Source organism: Candidatus Liberibacter asiaticus, assembly GCF_000590865.3.
Taxonomy (GTDB): domain Bacteria; phylum Pseudomonadota; class Alphaproteobacteria; order Rhizobiales; family Rhizobiaceae; genus Liberibacter; species Liberibacter asiaticus.
This window is the reverse complement of the sequence record NZ_CP010804.2, coordinates 420671-443001: the sequence shown is the minus strand read 5'-3', so window position 1 is coordinate 443001 and position 22331 is coordinate 420671. Positions and strand designations below refer to the sequence as shown.

Sequence of the window (22331 nt, the reverse complement as noted above, 5' to 3'; positions counted from 1 at the left end):
AACAATTTCATTTAATTTTACAGTATTTTTTTTTAATATAAATTAAGAGTAAATTTAAGGCTGCAGGCGTCATACCTTCAATTTTCGAAGCTTGTAATAAATTGAAAGGTTTTAGAATAGATAATTTCTCTTTTAGTTCATTTGAAAGCGCTGGAAGAGAAGAATAATCAAAATCTTTTGGAATAAGTCTTTTTTCTTCAAACTTAATTTCTTTTGCTTCTATCATTTGTCTTCCTGTATAAGCCGCATAAGAAGATTCAATCTGAAGTCTTTCAATAACAAGCGAAGAAAATTTACGCGCATCAGGACATATAGAAAAAAGATTTTGAATAGAAAAATCTGGATATGATAAAAATTCATAAGCAGTACGAGTTTTACCATCTTGCTTAAAAGATATGGAAGTAGAAGAGAGATTCTTAGAAGTCAAAACCAAAGATTTTAATAAACTACGCAGAAAATTATATTCCTGTATATACTTTGCAAAACGTTTTTGTCTTCTTTCCCCGATACATCCTAATTTCATTCCAATAGGAGTTAATCTATTGTCAGCATTATCTGGACGAAGGGAAATACGATACTCCGCACGAGATGTAAACATCCTATAAGGCTCTAAAACTCCTTTAGAGGTTAAATCATCTATCATAACCCCAATATAGGAATCAGTACGACTAAAACAAATACAATCTAATTTATTAGATTTTCGAGCAGAATTTATACCAGCAACTAACCCTTGAGCAGCTGCTTCTTCATATCCCGTTGTTCCATTTATTTGTCCAGCTAAAAATAAACCAGAAATTTTTTTCGTTTCTAAAGTTGGAAATAATTCTTTAGGATTGATATAATCGTACTCAATTGCATATCCAGGACGAATAATATTTACTTTTTCTAAACCTGGTATTGTGCGAATAAACTGATGTTGTATTTCTTCTGGTAAAGCAGTAGATATACCATTAGGATATACTACATCAGTATTAAGTCCTTCTGGTTCTAAAAAAATCTGTCTGGTCATTATCGTTCGCCAAATCTAACAATTTTATCTTCTATTGATGGACAATAACGTGGACCATAAGATTTAATATCACCCGAATAAATCGCAGAATGTTTTATATTTTCCATGATAATACGATGAGTTTCTAAATTTGTCCTAGTAATTCCACATTCAATTTGCCTATTAGTTATTTTATCTGTCATGAAAGAAAAAGGAATCAGTCTTTCATCTGCAAATTGTTTTTCAGTTTTATCCCAAATAATAGTTTTTCCATCAAGACGAGCAGGGGTGCCAGTTTTAAGACGTCCAGTATCAAAATCAAATTTCATAAAACTATTAAAAAGAGAATTTGATGGGGAATCACCCATCCTCCCTGCTGGAATTTTTAATTTTCCTATATGTATAACACCCCTTAAAAATGTTCCTGTCGTTAAAACCACAGTAGAACAACGTATCATACTATTATCTTGCATCACTATAGAAGAAATTATATTTTTTTCCGTATTAAATCCAGCAACTTCACCTTGGATTACATCTAGGTTTTCTTGGGATAAAATTTCCCTTTGCATCGCTAAACGATACAATTCTCGATCTGCTTGAGTACGTGGTCCGCGGACTGCAGGTCCCTTTTTAACATTCAATACACGAAATTGGATACCAGCAGCATCAGCAACACGTCCCATCAAACCATCTAAAGCATCTATTTCTCTTACGAGATGTCCTTTTCCAAGTCCACCAATAGCGGGATTACAAGACATAGATCCTATAGTAGAAGTTTTATGAGTTATAAGAGCAGTAGAAGCTCCTAATTTCGCTGCTACTGCTGCTGCCTCACAACCAGCATGTCCCCCACCAATAACAATAACATCATAAGATCTATTTATCATAATTTACCTCATATCACAGGAAATTACTTACCTATACAGAACTTTGAAAAAATAATATCAAGCAATTGTTCTACATCAACACATCCTGTTATTTTTCCCAAAGAAACTGATGCTAAACGTAAATTTTCCGCAATAATATCTAATCCACAATCTTTTTCATTTAAAGAAGCCATTTCTAAATATCTTACCGTCTGAGACAAATGATATAAATGCCTTTTATGACTTGGAATAGAAAAAGGTAATTTCTTAAATTTATTAGAAAGAATACTCTTTATTTTATTTATTAATTCTTCTAATCCTTCTCCTGTAAAGCTAGATATAAGATGATCATATTCTTCAGTATAAGTACTATAAAGATCGCTTTTTGTTCCAATAAAAATAAAGTCAATATTTTTTGGAAAAGAAATTTCTTTTTTTGAATTAATTTCCTTTAATAACAAAATTAAATCAGCATTTTCTACTTCAAGAAATGTTCTTTTAATACCTTCTTTCTCCACAATATCATCTGTTTCCCGAATACCAGCAGTATCCGATATTTTTACAAGATATCCCTCTAAATCCAAATCTATTGTAAGAACATCACGCGTTGTGCCAGGAATATCCGTAACAATTGCAACATCTTTTTTCGCTAGTGCATTGAATAAACTAGATTTCCCCGCATTAGAATGTCCTAAAATAACAATTTTATACCCATTACGAATAATTTCACCTAATTTTCCTTGAGATATATGAGAAGAAATATCATTTTTCAGGAATAAGATATCATTCAAAACTTCTTTAGAAGAAAAATTTTGGACATCTTCTTCCTCTGAAAAATCCAAATCAGCTTCTATAAAAGACCGTATATGAGTTAATTTATCTATCCACTGACCATATAAACTTGATAATTCTCCAGACATTCCTTCCATAGAAAGACGACGTTGCATCTCAGTTTCAGAAGAAATTAAATCAGCTAAACTTTCTGCTTCAAGTAAATCAATTTTACCATTTTCAAAAGCTCTACGAGAAAATTCACCAGGATTTGCAAGGCGTAAATTTGGCATTTTTGCTAATTCTTCTAAAATCCCATTTACAACAGCAATACCACCGTGCACATGAAATTCAGCTGAATCTTCTCCTGTAAAAGATTCAGGTGAAGGAAAAACTATCAGCAAACCTTTATCTAGTATTCTACCATCTAAACCAAAAAAATATCTCAAAGACGCTTTGCGTGGAAAAGGTTTTTTTTTCTTACATATAAATTCACAAACCTGAAAACAAGAAGGGCCAGATAAACGAATTATAGAAATAGCTGATGGCAGAGCTCCAGTCGATACAGCAAAAATTGTCTCTTTCTCATGATTCATACACAATGATTTCCAGTAAATCAATTCTGTTTATTCATTGAATAAAAAAAGTCTTTATTGTCTTTGGTTTGTTTTAACTTATCAATTAAAAATTCTATAGCATCAGAACTATTCATAGAAGAAACAATACGACGTAACATAAACACTTTTTGAAGATCTTGCCGTTCTACCAAAAGATCTTCTTTACGAGTTCCAGATTTAATAATATCCATAGCAGGGAAAATACGCTTATCTGCTATCTTTCTTTCTAAAACTATTTCAGAGTTACCAGTACCTTTAAACTCTTCAAAAATCACTTCATCCATACGACTCCCAGTATCTACCAACGCTGTACCAATAATAGTAAGAGATCCCCCTTCTTTTATATTTCTCGCTGCACCAAAAAATCTTTTTGGACGTTGAAGTGCATTTGCGTCCACTCCTCCAGTTAAAATCTTTCCAGAAGATGGCATTAGAACATTATAAGCACGACATAAACGAGTAATTGAATCTAATAGTATGACAACATCAAGTCCATATTCTACAAGACACTTAGCTTTCGCAATGACCATTTCGGCAACCTGTACATGGCGGGCTGCAGACTCATCAAACGTTGAAGATATCACTTCCCCTTGTACGGACCTCTGCATATCAGTTACTTCTTCTGGCCTTTCATCAATAAGCAATACAATTAGATAACATTCTGGATGATTTTTTTTAATTGAATGAGCTATATTTTGTAAAAGAATTGTCTTACCTGTACGAGGGGGAGCAACTATCAAGCTTCTTTGTCCCTTACCAATAGGAGCTATTAGATCAATAACACGAGAAGATATATCTTTATTTTCCGGATTATTCAGCTCCATATTGAATCTTTTATCCGGATAAAGCGGGGTTAAATTATCAAAATGTATTTTATTTCTCACTCTTTCTGGAACATCAAAATTAATAGCATTTACTTTTAAAAGGGCAAAATACCGTTCACCTTCTCTAGGAGCACGGATTGACCCTTCAACTGTGTCACCTGTTTTTAAAGAAAAACTTTTAATTTGAGAAGGAGAAACATAAATATCATCTGGACCAGCTAAATAGTTAGCATCAGGAGAGCGTAAAAAACCAAAACCATCTTGAAGAACTTCAATAACTCCTTCCCCTATAATTTCCACATCTCGACCAGATAAAACTTTTAATATAGAAAACATAAGTTCTTGCTTTCGCATAACATTAGCATTTTCTATTTCAAGTGATTCAGCAAAAGCAAGAAGTTTGGTTGGAGACTTATTTTTAAGCTCTTGGAGCTTCATTTCAGACATATAGTAAACCACCTAGATTATATTTAAGAATAAAAGAAATAACGCACAGATAAGCGAACAAGAAAGCATAAAAGAAATCTATGCCTAAAAAATACCAATTAACAAATCAATACAAGTATTAATTGATAATAATCCTTGCACAAAATACAAGAAAATCAACACAAAATCAAAAAAAAAATAAAAATAAAAATAAAAACAACTAAAAAGGTTTTATAACGGATAAAAAAACAATGATAATCATAATTAAAGTTGGTATTTCATTGATTATTTTAAAATATTTTGGACTGTGAAACAATTTTTTATCGCGAAATTTTCTCATCACAAATGATAAATAAACATGATAAAACGATAAAAAAAGAACAGAAATCATTTTTAAACGTAACCATCCAATGTGAATATAAAACGTTTTCCATGCTAAATATAAACCACATACCCACGATAATATCATAGCCGGATTCATAATGACCTTAAAAAGTCTTTCTTCCATAATTTCAAAAGTTTTATATTGGTCTGTATCTGGTGCTGATAAACTATGATAGACAAAAATTCTTGGCATGTAGAGTAATCCCGCCATCCAAGATATGACGGATAAGATATGTATACTTTTTATACATAAATTAAATTGAGACGTTAAAAAAAAGAAACAAAGTAAGGATAAAAATAAAAAAACGAATAATGCAATAAAAGCAATAGCTTGTGCTTTTTTACCTATCGAATCCGAAAGGAAAAATTTCATTAAATCTTCTCCGAACGTACAGTTTTAACTAAGTCCAAAACATTTTTAGGATCAACTTGTGGAGTAATACCATGACCAAGATTAAAAATAAAAGGACCAGAACCTAATACATCTAAAATTGCATTCACCCCATCTATCATTACTTGATTACCAACAACTAGACGCATCGGATCAAGATTTCCTTGAACAGGACCTTCTTTTTGAAGTTCCAAAGCAAATGATAAGGGAACAGACCAATCTAAACCTATAGCATTAGAATCAGTTAGACGACGATAGTTTTTAAGCATGTATCCAGCACCTTTAGCAAAACTAATAAATTTAGCGTTAGGATATTTCCTGCGTACTGCTGATATTATGCGACCAACTGACCTAGCAGCATAATTCTCAAACTCGTGTTCACCAAGGCAGCCAGCATGTGTATCAAATATTTGAATTACATCAACCCCAGCATGAATCTGAGCTATTAAGTATTCCGCTGAAACATCAGATAAAAAATCTAAAAGCCAATTAAATGCACGAGAATTCTGATAAGCAAAAACTCGGTTTTGTCCATGATCTTTTATAAAACCACCGGATATCATATATGACGCAACAGTCCATGGTGCGCCACAAAATCCTATTAAAGTTATATGATTCGGTAATTTTTTACGTAAAATGGAAATTGATTGAAATATTGGTAAAAGATAATTGAGAAAAAGATCAATATTAGGGTTCAATAAGTAAATTTCTTGAGTAGTTATAGGATCCATTCTAGGACCTTCATTTTCTACAAAACGAACATTTCTACCAAGGGCATCAGCTATTACGAGAATATCAGAAAATAAAATAGCAGCATCAAAATTATATCGTCTTATAGGTTGTAATGTTAATTCTACCGTATATTCAGGTGTATAACACATATCTAGAAAGTTTTTAAATTTTTTACGTATCTGTCTGTATTCTGGCAAATACCTTCCTGCTTGTCTCATAAGCCAAATAGGGGGGGGATTAATTACATTTCCTTGCAAGACTTCAAGAATCTTTTGTTTTCGTTCATTCATTGATAATTAAATATTTTTATAAAGATTTATTATTCTATTAATGTGTAGAAAATGGTAATTATTTTTTATACACAAACTATTACATTTATCACTCAATAATCTACAATACACAGAAAAATATTTTTTTTATTATTAATATTCATTTTTTATATTGGAAAAGATAAATCAAACACTTACCTTTCACTTATAGATGAAAATATATTGAATAATTTGTGAAAAAAAATAAATTCTCATAATTCCCGTAAATATTTACTTTCTTTGAAAAAAAGAAAGAACATTTACAATAAGTGAATAATTTCTTTACTTTTTAACAAGAAAAATATTTATTTTCTAAAAATCGCAAAAAAAAATATCATACTGTGGAAAAAATACTATTAATAAACATACAACTGACATATACTGATTGTATCGATTAATTAGTTTATATTTCTTTAAAATTATGATAAAAAACATCATTTTAGCATCTTCTAGTTTATCACGCAGAAAATTATTGCAAAATTCTGGTATTCAATTTTCAGTTGTAAAACCCAATATTGATGAAAGAGAGATGGAAAAAAAAATGGATTTTTCTGAGAGAAAAAGACCTGAAAAAATTGCCCTAATATTAGCAGAAAAAAAAGCTTTAGAAGTGAGTAACCGATATCCTGAGTCTTTTGTTATAGGATGTGATCAAACCATGTCCTTAGGGAGTTCTATTTACCACAAACCCGTAGATATGCTAGAAGCCGAAAAAAATTTATTAAGAATATCAGGAAAAAAACACCGTATTAGCAGTGCATATGTTTTAGTACAAAACGGAAAAGTCTTACGTCATCATATCTCTGTAGCACAGTTGACTATGTATAAATTATCCGAAGAATTTATTAAATTTTACTTAAACAAGATTGGCAAAAAAGCTTTACTCAGTGTAGGTTCTTACCAAATTGATAAAGAAGGCATTCAATTATTTAGTTCAATTAAAGGAAGCTATTTTTCTATAGTAGGACTACCCATTATAGAGCTTATTAATGATCTTAAAATTGAAAAAGTAATAGATTGATATTTTTTTCAAAATTACTATTAAAAAAACGTCAACTTGTTACGGAATGATAGATTAAACTGTAAAAAGTACTTATAAAAATTTATATATCAAGGGCAGATGGTAAGGAATTTTCTTGTATAAATTCGCGGCGTGGCTCTACTTCATCACCCATTAGACGAGAAAAAAGATCGTCAGCTTGAGAAGCATCGGTTATTTTAACACGCAATAAAGAACGAGTGTCGGGATTAAGTGTAGTCTCCCAAAGTTGACTAGCATTCATCTCTCCTAATCCTTTATAACGCTGCATCGAGATTCCTTTTCTTCCTATAGAAAATATGGTATCTAACAAAGAACAAGGGCCTGTTATTTTTATTTTATCTCCATTACAAATTAGGGATAGAATTGTTAGATAATTTTCTTCGATCCTATTCGAAAAAATTCTCTTGTATTTAGACCCAAAAGAAAAAATTGAGGATCCCTCAAGAACAAATTGTTCTTGAACACCTCGTGCAATGCGCTTAACAAGTATATCAGAATTATTAATGCTACCGTGCCAAGATTTTTCAGATTTTTCTGCAATAAAATTTAATCTGTTTGCCAATTTAGAAGCGAGACTTACATTAATTTCTTGATCACTTTCACAATTAAAAACACCAGAAATTACAGCTTGTTCAATAAACGTCTTATCATGGTTTGGATAAAAATCTTTAATCAGCTTATCAATTTTTAAAGCATCATCAATAAAATTTCGTAAGTCATTTTTACTTATTACTCCTTTAGAATCGCAAAAAAGCTCTATTTCTTCCGAAAGAGACTGATTGATGAGGTAATCCTCAAGAGACTCTTCATCCTTAACGTATTGTAAAGATTTTCCCCTTGTTATGCCATACAAAGGGGGTTTTATGATGTATAAAAACCCATTGTGGATTAAAGAAGGCATCTGTCTAAAAAAAAATGTTAAAAGAAGAGTTCTAATATGCGCTCCATCAACATCAGCATCTGTCATAATTATAATTTTATGATATCGCAGTTTATTGATATCAAAACTATCTTGTCCTATTCCTGTACCAAGAGCGGTAATCAAAGTTCCTATTTCCTGACTTGATAGCATTTTATCAAATCGAGCACGTTCTACATTCAAAATTTTTCCACGTAACGGTAAAATAGCTTGATTTTCGCGTGAACGGCCTTGCTTTGCGGAACCACCAGCAGAATCACCTTCAACTAAGAATAACTCTGATTTTTTAGGATCTCTTTCTGAACAATCTGCAAGTTTTCCTGGCAGAGATGCTATATCTAGAACCCCTTTACGGCGTGTAAGATCTCGAGCACGTCGCGCTGCATCTCTCACCATAGAAGCATCTAAAACCTTTTTAACTATAATCTTTGCTTCTAGTGGATGTTCTTCTAACCAAGCAGAAAGACCATCATTAACAAAACTCTCTACTACAGAACGGACTTCTGAAGATACAAGCTTTTCCTTGGTTTGAGAAGAAAATCTTGGATCAGGCATTTTTATAGAAAGAACCGATGTGAATCCTTCCCTACAATCATCTCCAATAACGGATCTTTTATCTTTTTTGGAACCAAAACTTTTTTCTACATAAGAGGTGATTTGACGAGTTAACGCAGAACGTAATCCTGATAAGTGAGTTCCACCATCTTTTTGAGGAATATTATTTGTAAAGCACAAAACATTTTCATGATATCCATCATTCCATCGCATTGCTAAATCAATACTAATATTATCCCTTGATCCTTGGATTCTAATAGGACTTTGCATTAATGGTTTTTTATGTCTATCCAAATAAGAAACAAAAGCTTCTATACCCCCTTTATAAAACATTGTTATTTCTCGAGGTTCAGGGCTACGCTTATCTATCAAGGAAATTTGGACACTAGAATTTAAAAAAGAGAGTTCTCTTAATCTATGTTGTAGAGTGTCATAATTAAAATCTTGAACAGAAAAAATATCACTACTCGGTAAAAAGGTCACTTCTGTACCAGTATCGTTACCAGCACTACCCGTCACAACCAATGGGTTGTCAAGTATTCCATTAATAAACGACATTTCATATATATTACCTTCACGTTTAATTCGTAACTTTAACCATGAAGAAAGTGCATTAACTACAGAGACACCAACTCCATGTAGTCCTCCCGACACTTTATAAGATTTTTGATTGAATTTTCCTCCAGCATGCAGTCTAGTCATAATAACTTCTGCAGCAGATATACCTTCTTCTTTATGAAGATCCGTTGGAATACCACGCCCGTTATCCGATACTGTACAAGAACCATCCATATTCAAGGTAACGGTAATGATATCTGCATAACCTTCTAAGGATTCATCTATTGCATTATCCAACACCTCATAGATCATATGATGCAATCCAGATTCACCATCCGTATCGCCTATATACATGGATGGCCTTTTCTTTACGGCATCCAGACCTTTTAAAATTTGTATAGAATCAGCATCATAACTGGAATTTTGGATATTATCGCTCATATTTTGGGGGAAACCTTCAAATTTGCTGATACATTAACAAAAGGGTTAGATAAAATCACATTTATTCTCCTAGTTTTGTAGAAATTAATACCCAATTAGGATTACTAGGAGGAATGTTCCGTACAAAAGTCCAAATATCAATGACTTTGCCAAAAATTTCAGGATCACTAGAAATCAATAAATTATCTTTATCATATGAAGCAGAAATAAACTGTCCAACTATGCGTATTGTTATATATACAGTATTTTCTTCGATACTTGCATTAATAATTTTCATATCATCGATGCCCACGAGACTTGATTTAACATTTTTTTCATTAGATTTTCGTGTTGAAAGAGAATCGTTGAAATCTTGATAAACTCGACTATCAACTAGTTTTTCAATTGCATGAACTTTTCCTTCAAAAAAAGAATCTACAATCGCTTCGTAAGAGTTACGAGCTTCATTCAAAAAATCCTTAGGATCAAAATCAGTATAAACTGAAACAATGTCCCGCATAACTTTATTTAATCGAGTACCAATAGGAAATAATTCATTAATGGAATCTAAATTATCCTTCTTTTTTCCTTTTCCTAAGGTTATAATTCCCCGTTCATCTCTTTTTGAAAAAACATATTTTCCAGAGAAAAAACCTGAGAAAGGTTTTTCATTTCCTGTTTTTTTTCCCAAAACACCACGTAATTGCAGGAAAACAAAAAACGTTATAAAAGCAAATAAAAGTATCAAGAAATCACCTGAATCCATTTTGATAAAAACCATTTTTTTAAAGTTTGAATACGCTTGCTGTAATAATAAATTCTCAATTTATATTTATCCAAAATCAGAGGGAAACTATTACAAAGAAACATATCTTGTTTAAAGAGTGTTTGAAATTTTTGAAATACATGTATATTTCCAAAGAAAATCTATATTCAATCTTTTTAAGATAAGCATTGCTACAATACCTGTTTATATTTCCATAGGCAAGGCTTGTATGATTCAGATTCAAATTTTAGAAACAGAGCAAAAGGATCAGAGATGGAAAAAAAACAAAAGCAAGCATTTACTATTTTGAATCAATATATAAAGGATTTTTCTTTTGAATCTCCTAACGCCCCACATTGTTTTTTTGATATTCAAAATCAACAACCTACAATAAAAATCAATGTACAAGTCAACGCAAATACCATTTCAGGTGCTGATTTTGATGTTATTCTTTCATTTGATATTGAAGCTAAGAATAACGACAAGGTAATTTTTCGTTTGGAATTAGCATACAGTGGTATTCTCCGGATTCTTGATTGTCCACAAGAACATATTTCGCAAATTTTATTTGTTGAATGTCCTCAACTCCTTTTTCCTTTTGTAAGACAAATTATTTCAAATACGATCAGAGATGGTGGCTTCCCCCCCCTTGTAATTGATACGATTGATTTTCTAAAATTATTCCAACAAGAAAAATCCTTGATAAAAAATAAAGAAGGACTGATGAAATAAGATTATTGATTAGATGAAATATATCTATCCCAAATAGCATTTTTACCTAGCGTCTGAATAGTTTTATCATGTTCATCTAATTCTTCTTTTGTGATCCGTGTGAAAAGGGGTTTATCTCGTTTTAAAAGGGAGATATTTGGGACTGTTTTTTTTTCTTCTTTAAAGAAACGATCCTCATTTGTTTTGAATCCAAAGTTTATCTGTGATCCTCCGACCATCATTTTTATATAAACATCTGAAAGAAGATGAGAATCCAATAATGCTCCATGTTTTGATCGATGTGAAATAGTTATTCCATATCGTTTACAAAGAGAGTTTAAATCATTCCTAGAAGAAGGATGTTTACGTCTTGCAATAGATAAAGTATCAATGATTCTTGATGGATCCAAGGGATCTTTGTTGATTCGTTGCAATTCAGCGTTAATAAAACCAACATCGAATTTAGCATTATGAGCTATCCACTCTGCATTTTGTTCATTAAAAAAATCCCAAAATTCAGAAAAAATTGAGGAAAAAGAAGGTTTATCTTTTAAGAACTCGTCGGTTATACCATGCAGTTTTAGAGCTTCTGGGCTATTTTTTCTACCGTTGGGGCAAAGAAAAACCTGAAAAGTTCGATTAGTTTTAGAATAATCCAATAGTTCGACAGCTCCAATTTCAATGATTCTATCGTTTTTTGAATCAAGCCCCGTGGTTTCAATATCAAATACTATTTTACGCATTTTATTTTTTCGAATCATTTATTTTTAAAATATATTTGAGCATTTTCTGAGTTTCTTTTTCTATTGCTTCAATTGTCCCTTCTGTATTTATAACATAATCAGCGCGAGATATTTTATCTTTTTCGTTCATTTGCTTAGATAAGATAAAAAGAAAATTTTCCTCCGTATGCTTTTTTCTTGACAAAACACGTTCACGTTGTGTTTCAAAACTACAAGTAACAACGACTACCGCATCGAATAGATACTCCTTTCTTTTTTCAAAGAGCAAAGGTGTATCAAAAAAAACTATTTTTTCCCCTCTACAAGACAAATCATGTAAGATTTTCTTTTCATGCATCCTGACCATCGGATGTACGATTTTTTCAAGAATTTCCAATTTTGCAGGTGATTTTTGTAATATCCCTAGTAGACGAGCTTTATTCACTTTATTATTTTGGATCGACCTAGGAAAAGTTTTTTTTATTATATCTACAGCTTCATAATGATACAGTTTATCAACGATATCATCAGAGCTAATGACTGGAATTTTTTCTTTTTTCAAAAATTCTGCAACTGTTGTTTTTCCTGTCCCAATGGATCCAGTCAATCCTATAATCAACACCTATACACCTCAATGTCAGTAAAAAACTGTAAAATTATCATGAGTTTATTTTTCTATAACAGACATTCGTTTAAAATTTTAAAATTTAGGTGCCATTTAATCAAGAGAATTATATGATCTTAGTGATAGTTAAAGTATTTTTATTCTTTTAGAAAATTGTTTGAGAATGTGAAATATATTCTGATCAGAATATTTCCATCCAATCATATGGAAAAGAGTAGTTGAGCGAAGGGTATTATCCTTGTAAAGTAAATTTAGAAAATGGCGAGCTTAATTGTATTTTTGAGTTTCAGTTTGTAATCTTGAAAAAACTTTTTGATATATTCGGTAATTTGCGTATTATGGGGAAATATTTATAAAAATGCTCAGTGTAGTTGGGAGTTTTTAATTTGAATTGGATCACAAATTTTGTTCGTCCACGTATAAATTCTGTATTCGGTCGTAGGGCAATTCCGGAAAATCTTTGGGTCAAATGTCCAGAAACAGGGGCGATGGTCTATCACAAAGACTTGAAAGAAAACCAATGGGTTATATCTTCCTCAGATTTTCATATGAAAATACCTGCAAAAGAAAGATTAAAATTTCTATTTGATAATGCGAAGTACTGTCTATTAGATCAACCTCAAGTATGTCAAGATCCATTGAAATTTCGTGATAATAAAAAGTATATAGATCGATTGAAGGAAAATCGTTCTAAGACGGGTTTGATTGATTCAATCGTGTCAGCTGTCGGTAATGTGCGTGATTTTAAGTTAGTTGCTGTTGTTCACGAATTTTCTTTTATAGGGGGATCAATAGGTATTGCCGCAGGTGAAGCTATTGTGAAATCTTGCGAAAGGGCTATTGCCGAAAAGTGTCCTCTTGTGATGTTTACAGCATCCGGTGGTGCGCGTATGCAAGAAGGTATTCTATCGCTTATGCAATTGCCTCGTACCACAATTGCAATCAATATGCTGAAAGATGCTGGACTTCCTTATATTGTCGTCTTGACCAATCCTACAACAGGTGGTGTTACAGCTTCTTATGCTATGCTTGGTGATATTCATTTAGCTGAACCTGGTGCTGAAATCGGTTTTGCTGGAAGAAGGGTCATCGAGCAAACAGTAAGAGAAAAGTTGCCAGATGGTTTTCAAAGATCCGAGTATTTAGTAGAGCATGGGATGATTGATAGAATCGTTCATAGACATGATATTCCTGAGGTTGTATCTTCGTTGTGTAAGATATTGACTAAAAGTGTACAGTGAAAAATAAATTCTTGTTTAGTTTTTAATTGAAGAGATCAATGGAATGGCTGCAGACTCTCTATTAAAAATGGGATATCTTTTGGAAGATTTAGGTAGACCACAAGATCGTCTTCCTCCAGTAATTCACATAGGGGGAACAAACGGTAAAGGATCAGTGGCTTCATTTTCTCAAAGGTTGCTTGAAACATCGGGTTTATCGGTACATGTTCATACTTCTCCTCATCTGATCAGGTGGAATGAACGTTTTCGTTTGGGAGTGAAAGGAGGTAGAGGGAGGTTAGTAGAAGATGTAGAATTGCTTGATGTGTTTCGTCGTGTCAGACGAGTAAAAAGTGCTCAGAATCTTACTATTTTTGAATTATCAATTGCTACTGCTTTGGTTTTATTTTCAAAATATCCTGCAGATTGCGCTATCATTGAAGTAGGTCTCGGTGGTAGCCTTGATGCTACTAATATAATTGAAAAAGTTGCTGTTTCTGTCATTACGTCAATTTCTTTGGACCATGAGAAAATTTTGGGCAATACTGTTAGTGCAATTGCAAAAGATAAATCAGGTATTATAAAACCTGGATGTCCCGTAGTCATAGGTCATCAGGTGTATGATGAGGTGCGGGAGATTCTTGTTTCAAAAGCGGAAAAAATGGGATGTCCGTATAATGTTTACGGCGATGATTTTTATGCTTTCGAAAAAAATAAATGTCTTGTCTATCAAGATAAGATTTCTCAAACCAATTTGACAGTCCTCGGACTCGTAGGGGAACATCAGTATATTAATGCAGCAACTGCGATTTGTGCTGTTCAAATGGCTGGTTTTACATTAGAAAAGGAATGTATTAACGCTGCGTTACAGTCGGTTCAATGGTTTGGACGCCTTCAAAAAATTACAGAGGGTCCTTTACTCAATAAATTACCAGATCATTCTGAAGTGTGGATAGATGGTGGTCACAATCCAAATGCTGGATTGGTGGTTTCTAAAGAAATATCTAAATTAAAAGGATCTAGTAATAAGCCATTCTATCTTGTGATAGGTATGGTAGAGGGAAAAAAATACGGGAGATATTTAGAAGCATTTGTAGAATTATCTCCCATTGTGTTGTCGGTTTCTCTTATATGCAGAGGGCGTGAGCGCCAATCGATAAGTATTACCCCAAAGGTTTTGATGCAGGAAGCAAAAAAGTTAGGTTTCCAAGCAATGGCTTGTTCTTCCATGATAGAAGCACTTTCGAGAGTGAGGAAAATTAATGAAGAGCTTCCCCCTCCATTGATCCTCATAGCAGGATCGCTTTATCTTGCAGGGGAAGCTCTTCGCGAGAATGGGGTACGCATCAATTAAATTTTATTTGGTTCTTGTTATGCTCAGTATCGCTCCGCAAGTAATTTTTACTCACAATATTATACTCGGGATAATATCCATTCGATAATATCACTCTGAGAAGAGGCACCAGGCATCATCCTGTCTATTACTTTCCCGTCTTTAAATAAAATAAGAGTAGGGATGGAAGATATTTGATAGCGTGTAGATATTTCAGAACTTTCTTCTATATCAAGTTTCGTGATTTTTACTTTATCAGCAAGTTCATCTGCAATATCGTCAATAATAGGAGATAGTTTTACACAAGGACGACACCAACTTGCCCAGAAATCGACCACTACTGGATTCGAGCATTCCAAAACCTCCGAATCAAAGCTCTTTGTATCTACTTTTAATGCACTCATCACACACTCCATTTCCAAAAATAATTTGACAGTCTACTAATCTTAATTTGATCAAGAATCAAGGTATCTTTGTACTTATTTCTGCAAAAGCTTTATTTAATTTGTTTTGAGGAATTATAAATACTTTTGGCTCCGAAACATAAATCAGTAAACATACTAAGGACTTATTAGGATATGAATCCTTGAGTATTTTTTCATATATGGAAAGTTGTGCGATATGAGTATATGGAATATGCTCAATTTCTTGAGGAACATGATGATGAGTTTTGTATTCAAAAATAAAAATATTTTGTTGCGAGATTGATATCTGATCAATACGTCCAGAGATTATAATATCCTTTTTTGGACAATTTATTTTTCCAGATACAGAAACTTCTGAATAAGAATCACAAGACATAGCTGTAGTCATCATGGGATTCTCTAAAAGGCGTGTAATAGATAACAATAAATTTTTATACTCTTTTGCGGGCCATAACTTCGCATTTTTTGTACAGTATGAAGTTATAAAATTTTTTCGTTTGTGTTCAGGAAGTGTAAAAATCACTTGTAATAATTTATGGATAATCAATCCACGATTGAAAGTTTGATTATCAGATAATAATGATTCTAGATTCGTTTTACCTTTTGTATCTATCGTAGAAGGATTGAGAATATACGGTTCGTTTATATCGTTTTTAATAGGAGAAAAAAGTTTTTTTGGGATTTTTTGCTCATCCATTAATTGTTTTATCGTTTCTTCCCTTTCAAGAGGGGTGTTTTCGGGGTGATGAGTACTCCATTCATATGCTATCCATTCATCTTTATTTATAGAATTTGTTAGCTTTATTTTTTTTACTCTTTCATCGTTATGGAAAGAATCATAGACCATGTCATACCAAGTTCTTTGATTCGATTTTTTCTCATTACTAGTATTTGAATGCTTGCAAATTATTAACTGATCCGAAGCGCGTGTCATTCCAACATATAAAAGACGATTATATTCTTCTTGAGTGGATTTTTTGAGATGTTTAATTAGATCGGAAACGATATTATTGCGTGATTTTGATTGTGGAATCCATATTGGTATTCCAGGATCATCGTTCAAAGAAGGCATAATATGCATTTTTTTAATATGCTTATGAGAAAAGACTTGTGATCCTGTATCAACAAGGAAAACCACAGGAGATTCTAATCCTTTCGCAGTATGCACGGTCATAATTCGAACTTCATTGTGATTAGCACTATGTGCTCTTTTTATAGTAGGTGGATACTGTTCTAATTCTGAAATTAATTCCTGTAGGCTAGAATAACTGTTTTGTTCATTTCGTAATGTAAAGTTAAGAAATTCATCAAGGACATCAATAACTTCATTTCCAAAACGAGAAATGAATTGCTGTCTTCCTTTCTTTGCTCCTAATATTAATGTAAAAAAATCGTGAGGAGAGCAAAACTGAGCAATATGAATGAGTTCGTGAATATACTTAATGACATGTTGGAATTTGGATATACCGCAGTTGGCAAATTTTTGTATATATTCGTACACAGTTTCTGTTTCATGGCGCTGTGTGCATATTTTAAATATATCATCCTCGGAAAAATTGAAGAGAGGGCTTTTGAGCATGCAGACAAAAGATAGATCATCTTCTTGTGATAAAATAAAACGTCCTAATGCCATTAAATCTTTTATAGCAAGATGATCTGTCAGAATGAATCGATCATTGCCAACAACAGATATTTTGTAATCGTTTTTAAGAAATCGCGTCAGAAATGTGATAAGAGGCGTATCCTTGCGCTTGCGTACTAGTACTAGGATATCTTTCGCTTGAATAACCCTTTTTTTGCCGTTACTGAAGATAGTATCAGTACCGATCATATTTGAAATAGTATAGGCAATACGTCGTGCTAGAATAGAAGCGGAAGATTCTTGTGGAAGAGAATCAAAATAAGATGTCCAACTTTCCTGTTGAGGATTGCATTGGGAATCGTGTTGTGAGACTACTTGTTCCCAGAGTTGTACTGTTCCAACTTGTCCAATGCGACTAGAACGATGCCTAATAGTAGTGGTGCTATCTTCACTGAGTCCTTGTGCGTTTTCCGGTATAGAAAATACCTTGTCCACAACCGTTAGAATATCGGCAGTTGACCGAAAAGATAAAGGAAGCTCTATTATTGAAAATTTCTGTCCTGCATTAGTAGCCCGTTTTTGATTGATTCGTTTTTCACGCAAAACTCGTTTGGGTTCTGCCCCGTGAAAAGAATAAATAGATTGTTTTTCGTCACCTACTGCGAATAATGTACGAGGACTTGAATGTGTATTTTTGCCAACAAAAAAATCTTCAGTGAGAGAGCGAATTACTTCCCATTGAATGAGACTAGTATCCTGTACTTCATCGATGAGTATATGATTGATTTCTTGATCAATTTTATAGCGTATCCATGCGCTTACATCACGTTTTTTCAAAAGGTCATTGGTATTGATGATGAGATCTTCAAAATCAAGAACACAGTTCTTTTTTTTAGCTTCTTCATAGTGGGCATTGAGATATTTTGCTAATGTTAATGATGCTAATGTGGATTTAAACATTTTATATGTGTTAAAACGATCCCGTATTTTGATAAACTCGTCTTGTGACTTTTTGAGTTTTTCCTTTAAATCAGGTGATTTCTTATTAATTTCTTGTGTTATAATATTCTTTTGAGGGGTGAATTTTTGGGTTAGAAAAAAAGAAGATAAAAGACTAAAACGCTCTTCAATACATTGAGTTTGAGATGCTTGTTGAAGTGTTTGTGCTTTTTTTAATATTGTAGGGTTGCCAGTTTCCATAGATAGGGAAACATACTTGTTGATATCACTTACTTGAAAGTATGGTAAAGGCCATAAATCCTTATAGATCAGTTCATAGCTTTCATTAAGCGATAGACCAAAGCGATTTTTCAATAATTTTTCTTCTCCATAAGTATGAGAAAAAGAAAAAAATTGTTTAAGAGCAGTACGGTTACTGATAATGTCAGATATTAGTGTTTCTATATCTTCATCGTTCGATATTTCAAGTATTTCATAAAAAGCTTTTTTGAGCTCTTCGTTATTGTCTAGCATGATAGATGCAAGCGTTGATTTTTTTGCTTCTTCTATTAGCTTTTTAGATTGCTCCTCGTCTGCGATAGCAAAATGACTCGTAATATTGGCTTCTAAGGGAAATTGTTGCATGATCGCTTCACAAAAAGCGTGGATCGTTTGAACTTTTAATCCACCAGGAGTTTCTAGGATCGTGATAAGCAAGTGCCGAGCTTTTGACATATCACTTTTATTTGGTTTTTTACCTTGTATTTTTGTGATTTCAGCAGAAAGAATTTCGTCGGATAAATGAGACCATGCAGTAATTATTTCAAGAACACGATGCGACATTTCTGCAGCAGCAGCTTTTGTATGAGTAAGGCATAAAAGAGTAGAAGGATGAGCATTTGCAAGGAGAAGACGCAAAACCCTTTGAACAAGAATATGGGTTTTCCCAGAGCCAGCGTTAGCAGAGACCCATGCAGAACGGGTAGGGTCGGATGCTAATAACTGTTCTGATTTTGTTTGAGATATTAAATCTATGGTTTCTGAATGCTCCTGGAATGAATTATGATATATCATATTCTTCTCTCCATTCTGCTACGCGGGCAAGGTGATCATATTCACTCTGAATATTAGATTTTTCTGAAAGACGTAAATGTGATATAAAGGGTTGTTCACCATTTTGTAATAATGTTACAATCTCGATTAAATTCTTGAGGGATTTTTCTGAAAGTTCGTCTGCAGAATATTTTTTTTTATCATTTGTAATACAATCAATTTTAAATTTTTGTTTGAGTCTTATGTAAAAAAGGTTTGCAACTTTTCTACAATCAATTTGAGAAAAAGATCCAGCTTTCAAAGCTGCTGCTTCTAATGAAAGTTGTGGATCAATCAGTTTCTGAGCGGTTTCTTTTTTTGGATTATCGCCAGTTTTGTAATCTGTGATATCAACAAATCCTGATTTTAATAGATCAATGCGGTCAGCAAAACCAGTAAGATGAATTCCAATAGATTCTATTGCCATTTTAGCAGGAATATTAACAAAAATTTTTTCTATTGAAGATTGTATTTTTTCTTCATGCTCTAAAAAAGAGTGAGATATTTTATGAAAAAGATGACGCCAAATAATGTCAATATGCGGAGGTAAATTTTCTTTTTCAAAATGAGAGTCAATGATCTGTTTCATCAGATGATTAATTTCAGGTGTATTTTTATTAATTCTTTTTTTGATGAGCTCTGTAATAATGTTATGAAAAAGCGTTCCACGATCTGTGCGATCAGGATCTTTTTTAAAGTGTGGAATAAAATCCAATTTTAGGATTCTCCTTGCATAGACAGCATATGGATCATTTATAAGTTGTTTGATTTCTGAAAAAGAATAAGTTCTAGGTTGTGCTTCTAAGGGTGGAAAAGGTTTTGGACGTTTATAATGTGGTTGTTTTGTTGTGTAATCTAACTTCCTAGTCCAATCTAGATAGCATTGACCTCTTTTTTTTAGGTTGTCAAAAAAATCGGTTCCTCCCAAAACCAAAAGTCGTTGCAACCAACGGGATGCAATAGTCGGAATATTATTTTCCCGTAAAGAGCGTGTATATATGAGATGACGTGTTCCATTAGCCATTTCAAAATCATGTGCGGCTTGACCTATGTATTTTTCAGCTGTTTTTAAGTTTAAGTCAGATTGCATCACGCGTGATAAGAAGGGGTTTTTAGCGGTGTTTTTTGGCCAAACCCCTTCATTGAGCCCTCCTAGTATGAGTGTATCAAAATTCAACAACCTAGATTCCAACGTACCAAGTATGAAGAGAGTAGATGATTTTTCTATTTTAGGCTTGACGGTTTCTCCATCAATAAGTCTGGTAATGATATCAATCCACTCAATAGCGTTTGCTTTTATACAAGAACCAGTTTCAATAATTTTGCTGAACAACGAAGATAAAGTTTTTCCTTCTTCTTCGAACCACAAATTTGGTAGTTTCCTGTGTTCATCAAGACACACATTTTGCAAGCAAGTCACTGTTAATTTTGTCCAGTCGGATATGCTCAAGTTACCGCAAGTAGAGTTTTTATTTGTTTTATATGTAACCAAAGGTGTTATACACTGTAGGATGTGGTCCACGAGTAAAACAGCTAGTTCTTTATCTTCTTCAGAAAGACGTGATTGCCAATGAGGGACGTGTGTGTTGTTTTTTTGGGTAGCAATTCTATCAAGAACTAGAGATTTTAAGTCCATGATATCATAGGAATTTTTATTTCCTCGAAGTGCAACCAATTCAAGTGCGTTTTTTGCTCTTGATAAATATTTTTCAGGAAATCCAAATTTTGCCAGAGGATGTTTAACTAAAGTAGCAATAGCCATGAAATCATTGAGTTTAAAGATTGCATTTAAAAGCGATGTAAGAATGGAGCTGTGTAATGTAGTTGACAGTGGAATCCCAGCAGAAATATCAATATTTATACCAAAGCGTGTAAGTTCTAATTTTACACGACGGGCGAGGTTTCGATCGGCGGTTATTAAAGCAGATTTTTTTTTATTTTCATCAAGAGACATTCGCAGTGCTATGGCTATAGAAATTGCTTCTTCTCGTTCATTATCTGCTTCAATTAATGCTACATCAGAAAAACATTTTTGAATATTTGGTATTTTATTTTCTAAAATATCTGTATTACGCATATCGGAAGTATCAGGAGGTAAGAATGATTTGGAAATAACCATTGAACGTCCATACATCTCGTTACTAACATTTCCTAAACGTTTGACGTCTTCACGTTTAATATCCAAAAAGTCCAAAAGCTTTGCTAAAGAATATTGTGGATGTGTTGAGTATGTCGTATTTGAACTTGTGATATTGGTAGATTTTTCCGTAATAGTATTCCATATAGCAGTGGGTATATGGCAATCTAGCCCTGGTAAAACTATTGCGCCATTGGGATGATTTGCTACAGTCGACATTAATCTAGCGGTTGCTGGTATAGAACCAGTTGATCCTGCAATAATTATAGGACCTTTTGTCCCTTTCATAAGATGCTCTGCCTCAGCACGCATGAGAGCTATTTGATAGCCGACAGGAGAAGAAGCATTAAGCTCTACAAGCCGTTCTGTCCAATATTTGCTAGCAATTTTTAAAAAATCTGCAGCAAGTAACCACCACATTCCATATTTCTCGTTTTTAAGCGCATGCAAGTCTTCCCATTTTTTTTCTTCTGTTTCGATTATATCAATAATATCTGCTAAATTTTTTGCTAGCCAAATAGCATTAGCAGGACTTATTGGTAGGCTTAATGGTGATTCAGGATAAAGATCTTTGATTATGTCAGGCAACTTATTGCGCCAAATGAGAATTAAGCGTGCTAGTTCTAACAAGCGTTGTATATTAGAGACAGGAGGATTTAGATTATATGATAGAAGAAGATCTGCTGTAAATTTTTCTTCTACAACATCTCCAAGTGATTTGATGATAGGTAGAATTGTAGATTTTTTCCCTGTAATTTCAATAAATTCTGAACGCAGTTCTTGGATTGCACGTTTTGTTGGCACATAAATTGTCACTGAAGCTAACAATAGAGGGTTAAGTGGATCATATCGAAAATTTTCTACTAGTGTCCCATTTAAGAGAGCGGGGATCATCTCTCTAAAAAAAGGAGAAGAAGGTGCAATAGTAAAAACATTCGGTTTCTTATTGTGCATAATCTATATAATTCAGTGAATTAT

General features: G+C 33.0%; 15 protein-coding genes and 1 pseudogene. 4 read left to right on the top strand and 12 right to left on the bottom strand.

The features are described from left to right. Positions 1 to 7 precede the first annotated feature (7 nt). From mnmG to hemE, 5 genes and pseudogenes are all read right to left on the bottom strand, one after another. Positions 8 to 1875, bottom strand: a pseudogene (mnmG, locus tag CD16_RS01990) (tRNA uridine-5-carboxymethylaminomethyl(34) synthesis enzyme MnmG). A gap of 23 nt (positions 1876 to 1898) precedes the next feature. After that, positions 1899 to 3221: a tRNA uridine-5-carboxymethylaminomethyl(34) synthesis GTPase MnmE gene (gene mnmE / locus CD16_RS01985; RefSeq protein ID WP_012778733.1), complete on the bottom strand. Its 1323-nt coding sequence runs from the start codon at positions 3219 to 3221 to the stop codon at positions 1899 to 1901. A gap of 20 nt (positions 3222 to 3241) precedes the next feature. Next, the gene (rho, locus tag CD16_RS01980; RefSeq protein ID WP_012778732.1) at positions 3242 to 4513 is read right to left on the bottom strand and encodes a transcription termination factor Rho; all 1272 of its coding nucleotides are present in this window, start codon (positions 4511 to 4513) and stop codon (positions 3242 to 3244) included. Between the two features lie 199 nt (positions 4514 to 4712). Beyond that, a complete protein-coding gene (gene hemJ / locus CD16_RS01975) occupies positions 4713 to 5249 on the bottom strand; it encodes a protoporphyrinogen oxidase HemJ (RefSeq protein WP_012778731.1) in 537 nt (178 codons plus the stop codon). Beyond that, the gene (gene hemE, locus CD16_RS01970; RefSeq protein WP_012778730.1) at positions 5249 to 6289 is read right to left on the bottom strand and encodes a uroporphyrinogen decarboxylase; all 1041 of its coding nucleotides are present in this window, start codon (positions 6287 to 6289) and stop codon (positions 5249 to 5251) included. Before hemE ends, hemJ begins: the two co-directional genes overlap by 1 nt. Positions 6290 to 6728: 439 nt before the next feature. Here hemE and CD16_RS01965 point away from each other — a divergent pair, with 439 nt between their 5' ends. Next, a complete protein-coding gene (locus CD16_RS01965) occupies positions 6729 to 7328 on the top strand; it encodes a Maf family protein (RefSeq protein WP_012778729.1) in 600 nt (199 codons plus the stop codon). A gap of 82 nt (positions 7329 to 7410) precedes the next feature. On the opposite strand, the gene gyrB is transcribed toward CD16_RS01965, so the two are convergent. Next, positions 7411 to 9822 carry a DNA topoisomerase (ATP-hydrolyzing) subunit B gene (gyrB, locus tag CD16_RS01960; RefSeq protein ID WP_012778728.1) on the bottom strand — a complete coding sequence of 804 codons (2412 nt, stop codon included), beginning with the start codon at positions 9820 to 9822 and terminating at the stop codon, positions 7411 to 7413. Between the two features lie 61 nt (positions 9823 to 9883). Beyond that, positions 9884 to 10567: a Tim44/TimA family putative adaptor protein gene (locus CD16_RS01955; protein WP_238556183.1), complete on the bottom strand. Its 684-nt coding sequence runs from the start codon at positions 10565 to 10567 to the stop codon at positions 9884 to 9886. Between the two features lie 273 nt (positions 10568 to 10840). Here CD16_RS01955 and secB point away from each other — a divergent pair, with 273 nt between their 5' ends. Continuing rightward, positions 10841 to 11299, top strand: coding sequence for a protein-export chaperone SecB (secB, locus tag CD16_RS01945; protein ID WP_012778725.1), 459 nt, complete (start codon positions 10841 to 10843; stop codon positions 11297 to 11299). 2 nt (positions 11300 to 11301) lie between these two features. On the opposite strand, the gene dnaQ is transcribed toward secB, so the two are convergent. Then, on the bottom strand, positions 11302 to 12021 hold the full coding sequence (dnaQ, locus tag CD16_RS01940; RefSeq protein WP_236301229.1) for a DNA polymerase III subunit epsilon: 720 nt from the start codon (positions 12019 to 12021) through the stop codon (positions 11302 to 11304). 1 nt (position 12022) lies between these two features. After that, entirely contained in the window at positions 12023 to 12622 is a 600-nt protein-coding gene (gene coaE, locus CD16_RS01935; RefSeq protein ID WP_012778723.1) for a dephospho-CoA kinase, read from the bottom strand. A 389-nt stretch (positions 12623 to 13011) separates the two neighbouring features. On the opposite strand from coaE, the gene accD reads away from it, so the two are divergent. Continuing rightward, the gene (accD, locus tag CD16_RS01930; protein WP_012778722.1) at positions 13012 to 13866 is read left to right on the top strand and encodes an acetyl-CoA carboxylase, carboxyltransferase subunit beta; all 855 of its coding nucleotides are present in this window, start codon (positions 13012 to 13014) and stop codon (positions 13864 to 13866) included. 43 nt (positions 13867 to 13909) lie between these two features. Further along, the gene (locus tag CD16_RS01925) at positions 13910 to 15199 is read left to right on the top strand and encodes a bifunctional folylpolyglutamate synthase/dihydrofolate synthase (protein ID WP_012778721.1); all 1290 of its coding nucleotides are present in this window, start codon (positions 13910 to 13912) and stop codon (positions 15197 to 15199) included. A gap of 59 nt (positions 15200 to 15258) precedes the next feature. Here CD16_RS01925 and trxA read toward each other — a convergent pair whose 3' ends face one another. Genes trxA through addB form a run of 3 tightly spaced genes read right to left on the bottom strand, consistent with a single transcriptional unit; the run spans position 15259 to position 22307 of the window. After that, positions 15259 to 15582 (bottom strand): thioredoxin, encoded by a 324-nt coding sequence (trxA, locus tag CD16_RS01920; protein WP_012778720.1) that lies wholly within the window; start codon positions 15580 to 15582, stop codon positions 15259 to 15261. Positions 15583 to 15640: 58 nt separating this feature from the next. Continuing rightward, the gene (addA, locus tag CD16_RS01915; RefSeq protein ID WP_015452369.1) at positions 15641 to 19198 is read right to left on the bottom strand and encodes a double-strand break repair helicase AddA; all 3558 of its coding nucleotides are present in this window, start codon (positions 19196 to 19198) and stop codon (positions 15641 to 15643) included. Next, entirely contained in the window at positions 19185 to 22307 is a 3123-nt protein-coding gene (addB, locus tag CD16_RS01910) for a double-strand break repair protein AddB (RefSeq protein WP_012778719.1), read from the bottom strand. The genes addA and addB overlap by 14 nt, the downstream gene beginning before the upstream one ends. Between the last annotated feature and the right edge of the window lie 24 nt (positions 22308 to 22331).

What these genes read in the sequence shown, in the direction of transcription:
- CD16_RS01965 (WP_012778729.1), top strand. Translation starts at nt 6,729, where the DNA reads ATGATAAAAAACATCATTTTAGCATCTTCTAGTTTATCACGCAGAAAA.
- hemJ (WP_012778731.1), bottom strand. Translation starts at nt 5,249, where the DNA reads ATGAAATTTTTCCTTTCGGATTCGATAGGTAAAAAAGCACAAGCTATT.
- rho (WP_012778732.1), bottom strand. Translation starts at nt 4,513, where the DNA reads ATGTCTGAAATGAAGCTCCAAGAGCTTAAAAATAAGTCTCCAACCAAA.
- CD16_RS01955 (WP_238556183.1), bottom strand. Translation starts at nt 10,567, where the DNA reads ATGGATTCAGGTGATTTCTTGATACTTTTATTTGCTTTTATAACGTTT.
- mnmE (WP_012778733.1), bottom strand. Translation starts at nt 3,221, where the DNA reads ATGAATCATGAGAAAGAGACAATTTTTGCTGTATCGACTGGAGCTCTG.
- addA (WP_015452369.1), bottom strand. Translation starts at nt 19,198, where the DNA reads ATGATATATCATAATTCATTCCAGGAGCATTCAGAAACCATAGATTTA.
- secB (WP_012778725.1), top strand. Translation starts at nt 10,841, where the DNA reads ATGGAAAAAAAACAAAAGCAAGCATTTACTATTTTGAATCAATATATA.
- hemE (WP_012778730.1), bottom strand. Translation starts at nt 6,289, where the DNA reads ATGAATGAACGAAAACAAAAGATTCTTGAAGTCTTGCAAGGAAATGTA.
- addB (WP_012778719.1), bottom strand. Translation starts at nt 22,307, where the DNA reads ATGCACAATAAGAAACCGAATGTTTTTACTATTGCACCTTCTTCTCCT.
- dnaQ (WP_236301229.1), bottom strand. Translation starts at nt 12,021, where the DNA reads ATGCGTAAAATAGTATTTGATATTGAAACCACGGGGCTTGATTCAAAA.
- CD16_RS01925 (WP_012778721.1), top strand. Translation starts at nt 13,910, where the DNA reads ATGGCTGCAGACTCTCTATTAAAAATGGGATATCTTTTGGAAGATTTA.
- trxA (WP_012778720.1), bottom strand. Translation starts at nt 15,582, where the DNA reads ATGAGTGCATTAAAAGTAGATACAAAGAGCTTTGATTCGGAGGTTTTG.
- gyrB (WP_012778728.1), bottom strand. Translation starts at nt 9,822, where the DNA reads ATGAGCGATAATATCCAAAATTCCAGTTATGATGCTGATTCTATACAA.